Source organism: Novosphingobium kunmingense (assembly GCF_002813245.1).
Lineage (GTDB): Bacteria > Pseudomonadota > Alphaproteobacteria > Sphingomonadales > Sphingomonadaceae > Novosphingobium > Novosphingobium kunmingense.
In genome coordinates this window covers 579,598-595,643 of sequence record NZ_PHUF01000004.1, presented here as the reverse complement: position 1 = coordinate 595,643, position 16,046 = coordinate 579,598, and the positions used below count along the sequence as shown (strand labels likewise).

The following is a 16,046-nucleotide window of genomic DNA, read 5'->3' as shown; positions in this document are numbered from 1 at the left end:
TGCCCGGGAACGGTCTTAGCCTGCGTCCGGTTATCGGTTGGCAGCGCAAGCACGCTTGGCTAGACAACCCTTGAGGGTCCAGCACGCCGCCGTTTTTTCGCCATCCTGACGAGGTTATGCCCATGTCGAAGTTTGTCCCGATTGCCCTTTCTGGCGCCGCCCTGTTTGCCCTGTCCGGCTGCGGCAGCAGCGAAAGCGCCAACGAAGCGGCCCAGGCTGAAAACGTCGAGATGCCGGCCGAGGAAGCCGTGGGCGACGTCGTGGCGACTCCGGTGGCCGATCCGTCGGCGAACGCGGTCGATGCGGCCGCGGCAATGGACGCCCCGGCCGAAGAACCGGCCAAGGCGGAATAAGCGCCAACCCCGTGCGCCGCGCGTTCGCCCTGGCTTTGCTGTTGGCGGTTTCCGCTTGCGGCAAGGCCGACAACCAGCCCGGTCCCGGCAACGTGACCGTCGGCGAAGCCCGCGCGCTCGACGAGGCGGCCGAGATGATCGAGGATCGCCGCCCCGCAGCGGCGGCAACGGCCGCGGCGACCCCACCGCCCTCGACCGTGACCCCTGCCGCTTCAGCCAGTTGATTTTCGCTGGCCGGCGCCGCATGAGCGCTTAAGCGAACGATTAAACGGGTAGAGGATTCGGCGCGAATGGGCATGCTGGAAGGCAAGGTTGTAGCGGTGACCGGTGCGGGGCGCGGCGTGGGCCGCGAGATCGCGCTGCTTTGCGCCAGGCATGGCGCTTCGGTCGTAGTCAACGACCCCGGCGTGGGCGGCGGCGGCGATGGCGGCGATGCCGGCCCGGCGCAGGAAACCGTCGACGACATCGTCGCGGCGGGCGGCAAGGCCCATGCCAACCTTGCCTCGGTTGCCGATCCGGCGGGGGCTGTCACGATCGTCGAGGACGCGGTGCAGCGGTTCGGCAGGATCGACGCGGTCGTTAACAACGCCGGAATTCTGCGCGATACGATCTGGCACAAGATGAGCCACGAGGACTGGCGCGCGGTGATCGACGTGCACCTCAATGGCAGCTTCAACGTCAGCAAGGCGGCCACGCCCTATTTCCACGAGCAGCAGTCGGGCAGTTTCATCCACTTCACTTCGACCTCGGGCCTTATCGGCAACCTCGGCCAGGCCAATTACAGCGCGGCCAAGCTCGGCATCGTCGGCCTGTCGCAGTCGATCGCGCTCGACATGGCCCGCGCGGGCGTGCGCTCCAACTGCATCGCGCCCTTCGCATGGAGCCGGATGACCGCCTCGATCCCCGCCGAAACTCCCGAACAGCAGCAGCGCGTTGAACGATTGAAGACGATGAGCGCGGACAAGATCGCGCCGCTGGTGGTCTACCTCGCCTCCGACGCCAGCAAGGACGTGACCAACCAGATCTTCTCGGTCCGCAAGAACGAGATCGTCCTCTACAACAAGCCGCGCCCGATCCGTTCGATGACCAAGGTCGAAGGCTGGACGCCGGAAAGCATCGCCGACGAGCTGATTCCCGCCTTCCGCCCCAGCTTTGCTCGCGGCGACGAGGTTTCGGCCCATGTCTTCCCCTACGATCCCATCTAAGGACCCGCACCCATGAACACCGGCATGGATCCCGACGTCTTCGACCAGTTCATCGAGCAACTGCGCCGCTACGTGCGCGAACGGCTGGTCCCGGCGGAGAAGGACGTTCTCGAAACCGACCGCATCCCCGACGACATCATGGCCGAAATGCGCGATATGGGCCTGTTCGGGATCACCATGCCCGAGCAGTATGGCGGTGCTGGCATGAATGTGTCGCAGTACGCCCGCACGATCCGTGAACTGAGCTATGCGATGCCGTGCTACCGTTCGATCACCTCGATCAACATCGGCATGGTCTGCTCGGCAATCATGAAGGGCGGGACCGAGGCGCAGAAGGCCGAATGGCTGCCGCGCCTGGCCGCAGGCGAGGTCGCCAGCTTCGGCCTGACCGAACCGGGTTCGGGATCGGACAGCGCAGCCATGCAGACCATGGCGGTGCGCAGCGGGAACGGCTGGGTGCTCAACGGCACCAAGCGCTACATCACCAACGCGCCCTTCGCCAATGTCGCGCTGATCATGGCGCGCACCAGCAAGGAAGCGCTGCCCAAGAACGCCCACGTCTCGGCCTTTCTGGTGCCGATGGACACGCCCGGCATCACCGTAGGCAAGAGCGACAAGAAGATGGGCCAGGCCGGCAGCCACATCGCCGACATCATCATGGAGGACGTCCACCTGCCCGCCGATGCGCTGCTCGGCGACGAGGAAGGCAAGGGCTTCATCACCGCGATGCAGAGCCTCGACAACGGGCGCCTTTCGGTCGGATCGGCAGCGGCCGGCTACGCCCGCCGCGCACTCGATTCGGCGCTTCGCTACGCCAACGAACGCAAGGCGTTCGGCGAGCCGATCGCCAATTTCCAGCTGATCCAGCAGATGCTGGCCGACAGCGAGATCGAGATCTACGCCGCCGAATGCATGCTCGACGACGCCTGCCGCCGCGCCGACGCGGGCGAGAAGGTGCTGCGCCAGGCGGCTGCGGCCAAGGTCTTCGCCACGGAAATGTGCGGCCGCGTGGTCGATCGCGTGGTGCAGATCTATGGCGGGGCCGGCTATCTGGCCGAATACGATGCCGAACGCTTCTTCCGCGATGCGCGCATCTACCGCATCTACGAAGGCACCACGCAGATTCTGCAGCTGCAGATCGCCAAGCACATGCTGCGCGAATGGGCGGCCCAGCAGTAGATGTACGACATCCTCACCGGTCTCTCGCTCGTCGAGGTTTCGTCCTTCGTCGCCTCGCCCACCGCGGGGCTCTACATGGCGCAGTTCGGGGCCGACGTGATCCGGGTCGACCAGATCGGCGGTGGTCAGGACTTCCACCGCTGGCCGGTAACGCGCCAGAACGATTCGCTCAGCTGGGAAAACCTCAACCGGGCCAAACGCAGCCTGGCGCTCGACCTGACCCGGCCCGAGGGGCGCGACCTGCTGGTCGAACTGACGCGCAAGGTCGGCAACCTCGTCACCAACCTGCCGGCAAAGGGATTTCTCGCCCACGACCGCCTTGCCGAAGGAAGGCCGGACCTGGTCACGGTGCGGATCATGGGCTGGCCCGACGGCTCGGTCGCGCTCGACTACACCGCCAATGCCGCCGTCGGTTACACCGCGCTGACCGGCCCGGTCGAGGATCCGCGCCCGGTCAACCACGTGCTGCCCGCCTGGGACCTGTTGACCGGCGCCTATGCCGCCTTCGCGATGCTGGCGGCCGTGCGCCGGCGCGAGCTGACCGGAGAAGGGGGTGAAGTGCGCCTGCCCCTGACCGATATCGCGATCGGTTCGGCCGCGAACCTGGGCCGCGTCGCCGAAGTGCTCTACACCGGGCGCGACCGCGAGCGACTGGGCAATGCGGTGTTCGGCACGATCGGCCGCGACTTCGTCACCCGCGATGGAGTCCGATTCATGCTGGTCGCGATCAACGAACGCCAGTGGCAGGGGCTGGTCAAGGCGCTGGGGATCGCCGATGCCATCGCCGCGATCGAGATCGAGCGCGGGGTCACCTTCGCCGATGACGACGGCGCGCGCTTTGCCCACCGCGATGCGATCTTCGCCGCGATCGAGCATGAAGTGGCGCAGTACGATCACGCGGACCTTGCAACACTGTTCGACGTCAACGGCGTGGTCCATGGACCCTATCGGACGATGATGGAAGCGGTGGAGGATCCGCGCCTCGTCACCGAAAATCCGGTGTTCGCGATCACCGCCGACAACCCGAGCGGCTTTGCCTATCCGGCCGCCGGCGCCTTTGCCACGCTACCCGGCCTCGAGCGCATGGTGCCCGCACCGGCCCCGCGCAACGGACAGCACAGCGAAGCCATTCTTGCCGACGTCATGGGCTTGTCCTCGGGCGAGATCGGCAAACTGATCGACCAGGGAATTGCAGGAACTGATCTATGACCCAGCTACGTCGCGCCGCCATCGTCGCTCCGATCCGCACGCCGGTAGGCAAGTTCGGCGGGGCCTTGTCCTCTCTGACCGCTGGGCAGCTTGGCGCAGCGATCCTCAAGGCGCTGGTCGAACGCACCGCCATCGACCCGAACCGTGTCGACGACGTCGTCTTCAGCCAGGGTTACGGCAATGGCGAGGCTCCCTGCATCGGACACTGGTCATGGCTGCTGGCCGGCCTGCCGGAACAGGTGCCCGGATACCAGCTTGATCGACGCTGCGGCTCGGGCCTCCAGGCGATCGTCAACGCGGCGATGATGGTGCAGACCGGGATGAGCGACGTGGTCGTCGCCGGCGGTTGCGAGAGCATGTCGAACGTCGAACATTACAGCACCGACATCCGCAAGGGCGTTCGGGCCGGTAACCTGACCCTGCACGACCGCCTCACCCGCGGCCGGGTGATGAGCCAGCCGATCGAACGTTACGGCGTGATCAGCGGCATGATCGAAACCGCCGAAAACCTCGCCAAGGATTGGAACATCAGCCGCGAGGCCTGCGACGCCTATGCCGTGCGCAGCCACCAGCGCGCCGCCAAGGCCTGGGTTGACGGCAAGTTCGCCGACGAACTGGTGCCGGTCGATGTGCCGCAGAAGAAGGGCGATCCCCTGCGCTTCGATCACGACGAGGGCTATCGCGCCGATGCTTCGATGGAGACGCTAGGCAAGCTGCGCGCGCTGGAAGGCGGTGTGGTGACCGCCGGCAACGCCAGCCAGCAGAACGACGCCGCGGCGGCCTGTCTGGTCGTGGCGGAAGACAAGCTCGAAGAACTGGGACTTGAACCCATCGCGTGGTTCCATAGCTGGGCCGCGGCGGGCTGCGATCCCAGCCGCATGGGCTACGGCCCCGTCCCGGCCACCGAGCGATTGTTCGCCCGCAACGGCCTGTCGTGGAACGACATCGGCCTGATCGAACTGAACGAGGCGTTTGCCCCGCAGGTCTTGGCCTGCCTCAAGGGCTTGGGCTGGGCCGATGATGACAGCCGCCACGACATGCTCAACGTCAACGGATCGGGCATTTCGCTAGGGCACCCGATCGGGGCGACGGGCGGGCGGATCCTTGCCAATCTGACCCGCGAAATGCAGCGCCGCGATGTGCGCTACGGCCTTGAAACCATGTGCATCGGCGGCGGGCAGGGGATCGCGGCGGTGTTCGAAAAGGCGTGAACCACGCTGCCACCCTAGACGCTGCCCGGACCTACCGCGACGCCGCGCGCGCGGCGGCCGCGGGGATAGACACCGCGAACCAGCGCGCGCATCACGGCTTTGCCTGGATCGCGACGAGCGTTGCCGCGCTCGAAGCTGTCGCAGCCTGGGTCGCATCGGGCCGGGGTGCAAACCCGCAGGATGACCGCGTCGCGCGCCTCGCCTTCGCGGAGACGATCGCTCAGCTGATCGGCGGCCTGCCCATGGGGCAGAACGAACTGCTGCGCCCCGCCGACCTTGGACTGACCGAGGCAGCGGCGACTTTGGCCAAGGACTGCGCTGATCTGCTCGAAACCGATCATGCCGCTACGCGCGCGGCGCTGGCGACTGGTCTTGCTGAAGGGCAATGGCCCAGCGAATCGCTCCACGATTCCGAACTAAACGCGATCCGTGACCAGTTCCGCCGCTTTACCGAAGCCGAGATTCTGCCCCACGCCCACGGCTGGCACCTCGCCAATGCGCTCATCCCCGATGCGACTGTCGCGGCGATGGCCGACCTCGGCACGTTCGGGGTTTGCATTCCCGAGGAGTACGGCGGGCTGGGTCTGTCGAAGCTGGTCATGTGCCTCGTCACCGAGGAGTTGTCGCGCGGCTGGATCGGCGCGGGGTCGCTCGGCACGCGCAGCGAGATCGCGGGCGAACTGATCGCCGGATCGGGCACGGCAGCGCAGAAAGCGCACTGGCTGCCGCTTATTGCCAGCGGCGCGGTTCTGCCCACCGCCGTATTCACCGAGCCCGACACCGGGTCCGACCTCGGCAGTCTGCAGACCCGCGCGCGGCGCGAACAGGGCCAATGGCGGATCGACGGGGCCAAGACCTGGATCACCCATGCCGCGCGGTCGGACCTGATGACCCTGCTCGCCCGCACCCTGCCCGATGCCAGGGGCTATGCCGGGCTGTCGATGCTGCTGGTCCCGAAACCGCGCGGGACCGAGGCCGATCCGTTTCCGGCAGACGGCATGGCCGGCAGCGAAATCGAGGTGCTGGGCTATCGCGGGATGCGCGAATACGCGCTGTCGTTCGACGGCATGATCGCGCCTGCCGATGCGCTGCTCGGCGGCGAGGAAGGCCAGGGCTTCAAACAGTTGATGCGCACCTTCGAGGGCGCGCGAATCCAGACCGCCGCGCGCGCGGTGGGCGTGGCGCGACGCGCGCTGGAACTGGGGCTCGATTACGCGCTGCAGCGCAAGCAATTCGGCAAGGCGCTGGTCCATTTCCCGCGCGTCTCCGACAAGCTGGCGATGAGCCTGGTCGATCTGGTCCTGTCGCGCGAGCTGACCTATGCCGCCGCAAGAGCAAAGGATTCGGGCAAGCGTTGCGATATCGAAGCGGGGATGGCCAAGCTGCTCGCCGCACGCACCGCCTGGTCGAACGCCGACGCCAGCCTGCAGATCCACGGCGGCAACGGCTACGCGCTGGAATTCGAGATCAGCCGCGTGCTGTGCGACGCGCGCATCCTCAACATCTTCGAAGGTGCTGCCGAAATCCAAGCCCAGGTCATCGCCCGCGGGCTGCTGGAAGGACGCAACTGATGACCGACTGGCAGGACTGGAAAGGGCGCGAGGAAGTTCGCGCCGACCGGATCGACCCCGGCCATTTCGACCGCTGGTGCGCCACGCTCGACCGCGAAGCCCCAGCCGATGGCAACGTGCCGCAGGGCTTTCACTGGTGTCTGGGCCTGCCCGATGCGGCAACCGCGCGGCTCGGTCCCGATGGTCACCCGAGGCGTGACGACGGGACGGCTGGCTTCATTCCGCCGATCCCGCTTCCGCGCCGGATGTGGGCGTCGAGCAAGGTCGAGTTCGTCGCGCCGTTGCGTGTTGGTGAGGCGGTGACGCGCCTGTCGCGCATCGCCGCTTTAACGGAAAAGACCGGATCGAGCGGTACGCTGGCCTTCGTCGACGTTGCCCACGAGACGAGCGGCGAGGCCGGGCTGGCCGTGCGCGAAGTCCAGACCATCGTCTATCGCGATGCCGCCGCGGATGGTACGCCCCCGGCGCCGCCTCCGCTTGGGGATGGCGCGTTCGACGTGACCGGATGGGACGCACACCGTGCCATCACTCCTCATGAGACGCTGCTGTTCCGTTTCTCGGCGCTGACCTTCAACAGCCACCGGATTCATTACGATCTGCCTTACGCGACGAGCATCGAAAACTATCGTGGGCTCGTCGTCCATGGCCCGCTGACGGCAACGCTGCTGCTCGACCTCGCGCGGCGCGAATTGGGCGACAATGCTCTCAAGAGCTTCGCTTTTCGGGGCGTGTCGCCGGCAATCGCGGGAGAATTGCTGCACCTTGCGCTGCGCAGCAAAGATGCAGCATTCGAGCTTGGCGCCTTTGCCGCGGACGGCCGGCAGGTGATGAGCGCCAGCGCGACGACCTGATCAGTCCAGCCGTACCTTGCCGCGCCCGGCCTTCACCGCGCCGCGTTTCTTCTTGCCTTCCAGCCGCTCGCCCTTGTTGATCCGGTTGAGCCGGCTTTTGGCGCGCTTTTCGGGCAGGCGGAACGCGTCCTCGATCAGGGCGGCGAGACGCCCGCGGGCATCCTCGCGGTTGGCTTCCTGCGTGCGAAAGCGCTGTGCGCCGATCAGCAGTTCGCCCTTCGCGGTCATCTTGCTTCCGGCCAGCGTCTTCAGCCGCGCGAACACCTCGACCGGAAGGCGCAACGCGTAGACATCTACGCGCAGTTGCACCGCTGTCGCCACCTTGTTGACATTCTGCCCCCCGGGCCCCGAGGCGGCGATGAAGCTTTCGCTGGCCAGCGCCTGCGCACGGGCCACGGCGTCATGTGCCGGCGTCGACATCGACGAAACCCAGTGCGGCGAAATCGGCAGGCAACGGCGCACGGGCCACGATCGGGCCCTTGCCTTCGCGCGGCACGGTCAGCGTCAGCGCGTGCAGCATCGTGCGCGCTGCGCCCTTGCCGGTGCCGTAGACCGGATCGCCGAGCAGCGCGTGGCCAAAGGCTTCGGCGGCATGGATGCGGATCTGGTGCGTGCGGCCGGTCTCGGGCCGGAACTCGACCAGGGTCACTCCACCGCGCTCGTCCAGCTTGCGCCAGTGGGTAATCGAAGGCTTGCCCTTCTTTGCGGCAATCATCCGCCAGCCCTTGTCGGCGCTGCTGATCTTGCTCAGCGACAGTGCGATCGTGCCGTCCTGGCCATCGACCGGCCCCGCGACCACGCCGAGATAGACCTTTTCGACCGTCCGCGCCTCGAAGGCGGCGTTGAAGCGCTTCAGCGACTTGGGATTGCGGGCGAGCAGCAGGCAGCCCGAAGTGTCGGTGTCGATCCGGTGGACCGGCACCGGCGCGCGCTGAAAGCCCAGCTTGAGTTCCTCAAGATGGTCTTCGAGGCTCCGACCTCCGGCACGCGGGCGTTCGATGGGCAGGCCAGCCGGCTTGTCTATGACGATCGCTTCGCCATCCTCGAACAGGATCGGGATCGCCGTCATGCCAGAGCCTTTGCTATCCGTCGGCACGCTTCGTCGAGCGTCGCCTGATCGGCGGCGAAACTGATGCGAAAGCCATCCCTGCCGCCGAACGCCGAGGCGGCGACCAAGGCCACGCCGTGTTCCAGTAGATGCAGGCACAGTGCCTCGTCATCGCCGAAGCGGATCATGTGCGGTGCGGCATCGACCATGCAGTAGAACGCTCCGTCGGGCGCCGGTGTCGAGAGTCCCGGTATGGCGTTGATCGCGGCAACCACTCGGTCGCGGCGGATACGGAACTCGGCGCACCATTCGGCCAGGTAGCCTTGCGGCCCTTGGAAGGCGGCGACGGCGGCGGCCTGGCTGATCGAGCAAGGGTTGCCCGAGGAATGCGACTGCAACTTGGCCATGGCCTTGATCAGCCATTCCGGACCAGCGCTGACGCCGATGCGGAAGCCGGTCATGGCGTGGCTTTTCGACACGCCCGATACGGTGAGGATCCGGTCCGCTAGATCGGGACACAGCGCGGCCAGCGTGGCGTGCGCGCCGGGCGTGTAGCGCAGCGGCGCATAGATGTCGTCGCTCATCACCAGAACCTGCGGATGCCGGCGCAGCACCTGGGCGAATGCGGCCAGGTCTTCCGCCGAATAGACCGACCCGGTCGGGTTGCCGGGGCTGTTGAGCAGAAGCCAGCGGGTGCGCGGGGTGATCGCCGCCTCGAGCAGATCAGCCGTGATGCGGAAGCCTCCGGCGGCATCGGTCTGGAGCGGCACGACGGTGGCGCCGGCAAAGCGGACGATCTCGGGATAGCTGACCCACCACGGGGCGGGGATCAGCACCTCTTCGCCCGGATCGAGCGTGGCGAGAAGGGCGTGGAAGATCGCCTGCTTGCCACCCGCGCTGACAATCACCTGCTCGGGCGCCGCGGCAATGCCGAGGTCGCGTTCGAAATGCAGGGTCGCCGCCTTGCGCAGCGCCAGGGTTCCCGCGACAGGGGTGTAGCGGGTCTGCCCTTCGTCGATTGCGCGCTTGGCGGCTTCGGCAACGTGCGGCGGGGTGGCGAAATCGGGCTCGCCCACCGACAGGGAGATGATGTCGCGGCCTTCCGCGCGCAGTTCGCTGGCGCGGTCGGTCATCGCGGTCGTGCGCGAGGGCGCGATGCGCGACAGGGCGGCAGAAGTCCTCAAAGCAGGCGCGCCGGCATCAGGCCGCGCAGCGCGTTGCCGATGAAAAAGCCCTGCTCGAGGTCGGCCAGCGTCAGGTCGTCCTCCACCGCGCGGCCGGCCTCGACCATCGAGCGGCGCAACACGCCGGGCAGCAGGCCGAGGGCGAGCGGCGGGGTGATCAGATGCTCGCCGCGCTGAACGAAGACATTGGTGAAGCAGCCTTCGGTGATCCGGTCGTCATCGCGCAGGAACAGGGCCTCGTCCGCGCCGGCCTGTTGCGCGATGGCCAGGCCGTCCTCGTAGAAACCGCGGTCGCTGGTCTTGTGGCGCAGGCGCCAGTCGCCCGGATCGACCGGCAGGCGCAACACGGCGCAGATCGCGGGTGCGGGCAGTGCGGCGGGCAGGCCCGAAAGGTCGAGCGTATAGGCCCCGCTGCGCGCGACGCTGAGGCGCAGGCGCGAAGGCGCCTCGGCCTCGAAGCACAGCGCCTGGATGGCGTTGCGCACGGCATGCCGATCGAAGGCAAAGCCCAGTTCGGCCGCGCTAGCCTTGATCCGTTCGAGATGCAGTTCAAGCAGCGGGATGCCCTCGTCGGGGGTGAACCGCATCGTCTCGATCAGGTCGGCACCGGTGGCACCCAAACGCACGAACCCCCCTTTGATCAGACATTCGCGCCATTCCGGCAGCATGTCCGAATCCGCCACGATCGCCGAGCCCACGCCCAGCACGGCGCGCCCCCGGCCGTTCTCCTCCGGCGTCAGGCGCAGCGTGCGAATTGCCACATTGAACGCGGTCTCGCCAGAAGGATCGATTCTGCCGATCGCGCCGCAATAGGTGCCGCGCGCGTCGCGCTCGTGCTGCTGGATCAGTTCCATCGCGCGGATCTTGGGCGCGCCGGTGATCGATCCGCAGGGAAACAGCGCGCGGACAACATCGGCGGCGGTGCGGCCCTGCTGCAGCCGGGCAGTCACCGTGGTCACCATCTGGTGGACCGTCGGATAGCTTTCGACCGCGAAGGGCGCATCCACCCGGACGCTGCCGGCTTCGGCGACGCGCGACATGTCGTTGCGCAGCAGATCGACGATCATCAGGTTCTCGGCCCGGTCCTTGACCGAGGCGGCCAGTTCGTCGCGCAGCGCAACGTCTTCGCCCGGTGTGCGGCCGCGCGGGCGGGTGCCTTTCATCGGTTTTACGCGAACGGCACCGTCCTTGACGGCGAAAAACAGCTCGGGCGAGAGGCTGAGCAGCCAGTGCGATCCGTCGAACACCACCCCGCCATAGCCCGCCCCGGCCGCCGGGCGCAGCCGCGCGTAGAGCGCCAATGGATCGCCGCGATAGGATCCCGCCAGCGGAAAGGTGAGGTTCGCCTGGTAGATGTCGCCCGCCGCAATAGCCTCCTCCATTGCGGCGAAGGCGCGGGCGTAGCCGCCCGGTGACAGCGCGTGATCGAGCGGGCCGACGCTCGCCGTACCCGGCGCGCGCGCGGCGAGCCAGGCGGGCACCCGGTCGGCCGGGATCGTTTCGTAGCCGGTAAAGGCGGCAAACCACACGAGCGGGCCGTTGGCGCCGGTGCGCGACGCGGCAAGCGGCTCCAGCCGGGTTTCCAGTGCAAGTCCTGCCTCGTAGGCGAGATAGCCGGCAAGGTGGTGGCCCGCGGCTCGCAGCGCCTCGATCCGTTCGAGTGCAGGCCTCACATCCTCGGCGCGTCGCGCGACGACAACCTCGACCGGATCGGCATAGAAGCGCGCCGCGCTCGCCCCTTCGGAACGTGCATCGTCGAGCAGGATCAAGGGGCTGGCCATTGCGAAGCGGCTTCTAGCGGGGCTTTGCGCCACATGCAAAAACCCTCTCGCGCGGGTTCGCTCACCGGTCTATCCCGATACGTCTTGGCGAGCAGCGGAGCACGATAGGCAATGGATGAAATCTTTCTGGGGCTGGCAGCCAACGGCGAACGGCAGGTTCTCAAGCTGGGCAAGGCCAACCGCCACGGACTGGTCGCCGGCGCGACGGGGACCGGCAAGACCGTGACCCTGCAGACCATGGCCGAGCAGTTCTCTGCCGCCGGCGTCCCGGTGTTCCTGGCCGACGTGAAGGGCGATCTGTCCGGCATTTGCATGGCCGGCAGCGACAGCTTCGCCCACGCCGACAAGATCAAGTCGCGCGCTGCCGAGCTGGGCATCGAGCCCTTCGAATACCATGACAATCCGGCCGTCTTCTGGGATCTTTACGGCAAGAAGGGCCACTCGATCCGCACCACCGTGTCGGAAATGGGGCCGTTGCTGCTGTCGCGGCTGCTTGGTCTCAACGACACGCAGGAAGGCGTGCTGACCATCGCCTTCAAGTGGGCCGACGACAACGGGCTGCTGCTGCTCGACATGAGCGACCTGCAGCAGGTGCTGGTCGCCTGCGCCGAGAACGCGAGCGAGCTTGCGACGACCTATGGCAACATTTCGAAGGCCAGCGTCGGCACGATCCAGCGCCAGCTGCTTGCCTTCGAAAGCCAGGGCGCAGACCTGTTCTTCGGCGAACCCGCGTTCGAGATCAACGACTTCATCCGCGTCGACGACAGTGGCAAGGGGATGGTCAACATCCTGGCCGCCGATCAGCTGATGCAGAGCCCCAAGCTCTACGCCACGTTCCTCCTATGGCTGCTGTCCGAACTGTTCGAGGCGTTGCCCGAAGTCGGCGATCCGGAGAAGCCCAAGCTGGTGTTCTTCTTCGACGAGGCGCACCTTTTGTTCGATGATGCCCCGCAGGCGCTGTTCGACAAGATCGAACAGGTCGTTCGGCTGATCCGCTCGAAAGGTGTTGGCGTCTATTTCATCTCGCAGAATCCGATCGACATCCCCGAAAAGATCGCCGGGCAACTGGGCAACCGGGTCCAGCACGCGCTGCGCGCCTTTACCCCGCGCGACCAGAAGGCGATCCGCGCGGCCTCGGAAACATTCCGCATCAACAAGGACCTCGACGTCGAAACGGCGATAACCGAACTCAAGGTCGGCGAAGCGCTGGTCTCGACGCTTGACGAAGACGGCGCGCCCACGATCGTCCAGCGCACGCTGATCGTCCCGCCGCGCAGCCGTCTGGGGCCAGTGACCGACAAGGAGCGCGCGATCATCCAGTCGATCAGTCCCTTCGACGGCAAGTACGACAATGCCGTGAACCGTGAAAGCGCGGCCGAAGTGCTGAACCAGAAGGCCGCCGATGCCGCCGCCGCCGCCCAGGTGGTCGAGGAACAGGGCGAAGCCGCCCAGCGCGCCCAGCCGCGCGCCACGCCCTCGATGTGGGAAAAGGCCGGCAAGGCCGCGATGGGAGCGGCCGCCGCCTCGGCCGGGACGATGGTCGCCCGGCAAATGACCGGGCGCCGGTCGAGCGGGAACATCGGCGCTTCGGCTGCCAGTGCGGCGGCGAATGCCATCGGCACGGCGATCGGCGGGGCCATGCTTGGCCGTTTCGCGCGCGGACTTCTTGGCGGGCTGCTGCGCTGATCGACGCGCCAATGCCCTTCGTCGAGGGGCATGGTTTCAATTGCAACCCGTTTGGGCAAGGCCGCCGGCTACGTGTTTTGCGTATCCAAGGGGTCTACAAGAATGCGCCGTCTGCTAGTCGCTAGTTCGATCATTGGCCTGGCTTGCGGGGCACCGGCCCTGGCCCAGGCCGCGCCGGCGCCCGTCGCCGAAACCGTTCAGGTCCCGCGCGGCCAATTGAGCGATGCGGTAAGGCCCACCGCCTATCGCCTCGATCTTACGGTCGATCCCGACAAGGAGCGGTTCAGCGGCGCGGTTGAAATCGACGCGACGCTCAAGGCGCCGAGCATGACGATCGATCTTCATGGCCGCGATCTCGCCATGAAGAAGGTCGTCGCGATTGTTGGCGGCAGGACCCTTCCCGGCACCTGGGCGCAGGTCGATCCCACCGGCGTTGCCCGTCTGACCTTTGCCGAACCCCTGCCGGCCGGCCCCGTCACCTTCGCTTTCGCCTATGACGCGCCGTTCAACACCGGCCCCGCCGGGCTGTTCCGCGTCAAGGTGGGCGAGGAGTGGTATTCGTGGTCGCAGTTCCAGTCGATCGACGCGCGCGCAGCCTTCCCCTCGTTCGACGAACCCGGCTTCAAGCAGCCCTTCACCGTGACCCTGCGCACAAGGCCGGGCCAGGTTGCGGTCAGCAACGCGCCCGAGGTGTCGAAGGTTCTGGAAGGCGGGCTCGAGGTCCACCGCTTCGCCCCGACCCTGCCGCTGCCGACCTATCTTGTTGCCATGATGGTCGGGCCTTTCGCCACGGTCGAAGGCACCGTGCCGCCGACCCCGCAGCGCGCGACCCCGCTGCCGTTGCGGATCGTCACGACGCAGCAGAACAAGGACAAGATGGCCTTCGCGCTCGAAGGATCGAAGGGCATCGTCAAGCACCTCGAAGCCTATTTCAACCAGGGCTTCCCCTATCCCAAGCTCGACCAGATCACCTCGCCGATCATGCCCGGCGCGATGGAGAACGCGGGCGCCGACCTTTACGCCGACCCGATCCTGATCATGGACGATGCCGCGCCTACCGTACAGAAGCGGACCTTCGGTATGGTGGTGGCGCATGAACTGGCGCACCAGTGGTTTGGCGATCTCGTCACCCCGGCGTGGTGGGACGACATCTGGCTCAACGAAAGCTTCGCCAACTGGATGGGCTTCCGGATCGGCGGCGAATGGCGGCCCGATCTCAACATCGGCGCGGGCGGTCTTGGCGAGGGCTTTGCCGCGATGAACACCGACGCGCTGCTGGCCGGGCGCGCCATCCACCAGCCGATCCCGACCAATGAGAAGATCGACGAGGCCTTCGATACGATCACCTACGGCAAAGGCGGCCATGTCGTGGCGATGATCGCCGGCTACATGGGCGACGACAAGTTCCGTGACGGGGTGCGACGCTACATGGCAGCGCACCGCTATGGCAACGCCACGAGCAAGGACTTCTTCGCCGCCATGGCCGAGGCCGCGGGCGATCCGCGCATCGTGCCCGCGATGCAGAGCTTTACCGACCAGCAAGGCGTGCCTCTCGTGACTTTCGCCAGGAACAAGGGCGGGCGATACACGGTCACGCAGAGCCGCTATGCGCGGCTCGGCACCACGGCACCCGAGACGATTTGGGGCGTGCCGCTCTGCGTGAGGCCGCTGACCGCGACGACCCAGACCTGCCAGCTGCTGACCGAGAAGAGCGCTCCGCTTGCCTTTACCGGCAAGGGCACGGTCATGCCCAATGCCGGCGGCACCGGCTATTACCGCTTCGAGGTGCCGGCGCAGGACTGGGCGGCGCTGATCGCCAGGGCCGACACGCTTTCGGCCGGGGAAGCGCAGGCGCTCGACGATTCGCTTTTCGCCAGCTTCCGCGCCGGCCGCGCCTCACCCGATCTGCTGATCGCAGCGGCCCAGCAACTGGCCAGGAACAAGGACAGCTATGCCAGCGCCGCCGGCTTCGACACGTTGCAGGCAGTCTATGGCAGCCTGATGGACGAACCCGCCAAGGCTGGATACCGCCGCCTGCTGGAACAGACCTTCAAGCCGCGTCTTGCCGCGATGGGCTTCGACCCGGCGGCCGGTGCCTATGCCGCTGAAGACCCGGAAGTGTCGGAAAAGCGCGCCCAGATCGTGCGGCGCCTGGCCGGCACCGCGCGCGATGCCCAGCTGCGCAAGCAGATCGGCGATGCGGCGCGGGCCTACCTTGGCGGCAACAAGGCGGCGCTCGACCCGCTGTGGCTCGGCACCGGGCTTGGCATCGTGATTGAGGACGGCGGCCTCGCCATGGCCAAGGAAGTCGCGGACAAGGCCCTTGCCTCGCAGGATCCGGTGTTCCGCCCGGTGGCGCTCGGCGCGGTCGGCGGCAGCGGCAAGCCCGAGATCGGCACCTGGGTGCTCAAGGAGTTTTCCGACAAGCGCCTGCGCACCAGCGAACGGCTGGGCCTGATCGGCAACGTCGTGGCGAGCGAAGGCACGCGCGACCTCGGATTCGATTGGCTCAAGACCAACCTCGACGCGCTGCTCGACAGCAAGACAGGCGGCGGGATCTTCTTCGCTTCGCGCATGCCCGGCGTGGTCGGGGGATTCTGCTCGGTCGCCCGCGCCGACGAGATCGCGGCGCTGATGCGGCCCAAGCTTGCCGGCAAGACCGGCGCGCTCGAACTGGAGCGCACGATCGAACGGGTACGCAGTTGCGGCCGTCTGAAGGAGGCGCGCGCAGCCGAGGTATCGCGCGCCTTCGCCGCGTTGAAATAAGG

General features: G+C 67.0%; 14 protein-coding genes. 10 read left to right on the top strand and 4 right to left on the bottom strand.

Going from position 1 to position 16,046, the window contains the following annotated elements; all coding sequences use genetic code 11:
• The first annotated feature begins 122 nt into the window (after nt 1–122).
• The 8 genes from B0I00_RS12265 to B0I00_RS12230 all read left to right on the top strand — a co-directional run bounded on the left by B0I00_RS12265 (nt 123) and on the right by B0I00_RS12230 (nt 7,579).
• Nucleotides 123–353: a hypothetical protein gene (locus B0I00_RS12265; RefSeq protein ID WP_157812555.1), complete on the top strand. Its 231-nt coding sequence runs from the start codon at nt 123–125 to the stop codon at nt 351–353.
• An 11-nt stretch (nt 354–364) separates the two neighbouring features.
• The gene (locus B0I00_RS12260) at nt 365–577 is read left to right on the top strand and encodes a hypothetical protein (RefSeq protein WP_100867650.1); all 213 of its coding nucleotides are present in this window, start codon (nt 365–367) and stop codon (nt 575–577) included.
• Nucleotides 578–649: 72 nt separating this feature from the next.
• Nucleotides 650–1,558 carry an SDR family NAD(P)-dependent oxidoreductase gene (locus B0I00_RS12255; protein WP_100867791.1) on the top strand — a complete coding sequence of 303 codons (909 nt, stop codon included), beginning with the start codon at nt 650–652 and terminating at the stop codon, nt 1,556–1,558.
• Nucleotides 1,559–1,570: 12 nt separating this feature from the next.
• Complete coding sequence (locus B0I00_RS12250) at nt 1,571–2,737, top strand: acyl-CoA dehydrogenase family protein (RefSeq protein WP_232730222.1); 1,167 nt, start codon at nt 1,571–1,573, stop codon at nt 2,735–2,737.
• The gene (locus tag B0I00_RS12245) at nt 2,738–3,946 is read left to right on the top strand and encodes a CoA transferase (RefSeq protein ID WP_100867649.1); all 1,209 of its coding nucleotides are present in this window, start codon (nt 2,738–2,740) and stop codon (nt 3,944–3,946) included.
• Nucleotides 3,943–5,157: an acetyl-CoA C-acetyltransferase gene (locus B0I00_RS12240; RefSeq protein WP_100867648.1), complete on the top strand. Its 1,215-nt coding sequence runs from the start codon at nt 3,943–3,945 to the stop codon at nt 5,155–5,157. Before B0I00_RS12245 ends, B0I00_RS12240 begins: the two co-directional genes overlap by 4 nt.
• Nucleotides 5,154–6,728 (top strand): acyl-CoA dehydrogenase family protein, encoded by a 1,575-nt coding sequence (locus B0I00_RS12235; protein ID WP_100867647.1) that lies wholly within the window; start codon nt 5,154–5,156, stop codon nt 6,726–6,728. The genes B0I00_RS12240 and B0I00_RS12235 overlap by 4 nt, the downstream gene beginning before the upstream one ends.
• Nucleotides 6,728–7,579 carry an FAS1-like dehydratase domain-containing protein gene (locus B0I00_RS12230; protein ID WP_100867646.1) on the top strand — a complete coding sequence of 284 codons (852 nt, stop codon included), beginning with the start codon at nt 6,728–6,730 and terminating at the stop codon, nt 7,577–7,579. Before B0I00_RS12235 ends, B0I00_RS12230 begins: the two co-directional genes overlap by 1 nt.
• Here B0I00_RS12230 and arfB read toward each other — a convergent pair whose 3' ends face one another.
• Genes arfB through pabB form a run of 4 tightly spaced genes read right to left on the bottom strand, consistent with a single transcriptional unit; the run spans nt 7,580 to nt 11,592 of the window.
• Nucleotides 7,580–7,999 carry an alternative ribosome rescue aminoacyl-tRNA hydrolase ArfB gene (arfB, locus tag B0I00_RS12225; RefSeq protein ID WP_100867645.1) on the bottom strand — a complete coding sequence of 140 codons (420 nt, stop codon included), beginning with the start codon at nt 7,997–7,999 and terminating at the stop codon, nt 7,580–7,582. It lies immediately after the preceding gene.
• Entirely contained in the window at nt 7,980–8,648 is a 669-nt protein-coding gene (locus tag B0I00_RS12220) for an RluA family pseudouridine synthase (protein WP_100867644.1), read from the bottom strand. Before B0I00_RS12220 ends, arfB begins: the two co-directional genes overlap by 20 nt.
• Nucleotides 8,645–9,811, bottom strand: coding sequence for a pyridoxal phosphate-dependent aminotransferase (locus tag B0I00_RS12215; RefSeq protein ID WP_232730221.1), 1,167 nt, complete (start codon nt 9,809–9,811; stop codon nt 8,645–8,647). Before B0I00_RS12215 ends, B0I00_RS12220 begins: the two co-directional genes overlap by 4 nt.
• Nucleotides 9,808–11,592: an aminodeoxychorismate synthase component I gene (gene pabB, locus B0I00_RS12210; protein ID WP_100867642.1), complete on the bottom strand. Its 1,785-nt coding sequence runs from the start codon at nt 11,590–11,592 to the stop codon at nt 9,808–9,810. Before pabB ends, B0I00_RS12215 begins: the two co-directional genes overlap by 4 nt.
• A 111-nt stretch (nt 11,593–11,703) precedes the next feature.
• On the opposite strand from pabB, the gene B0I00_RS12205 reads away from it, so the two are divergent.
• Nucleotides 11,704–13,278 carry a helicase HerA-like domain-containing protein gene (locus tag B0I00_RS12205; protein ID WP_100867641.1) on the top strand — a complete coding sequence of 525 codons (1,575 nt, stop codon included), beginning with the start codon at nt 11,704–11,706 and terminating at the stop codon, nt 13,276–13,278.
• Nucleotides 13,279–13,380: 102 nt separating this feature from the next.
• Nucleotides 13,381–16,044, top strand: a complete 2,664-nt coding sequence (locus B0I00_RS12200; RefSeq protein ID WP_100867640.1) for a M1 family metallopeptidase — start codon at nt 13,381–13,383, stop codon at nt 16,042–16,044.
• Nucleotides 16,045–16,046 lie beyond the last annotated feature (2 nt).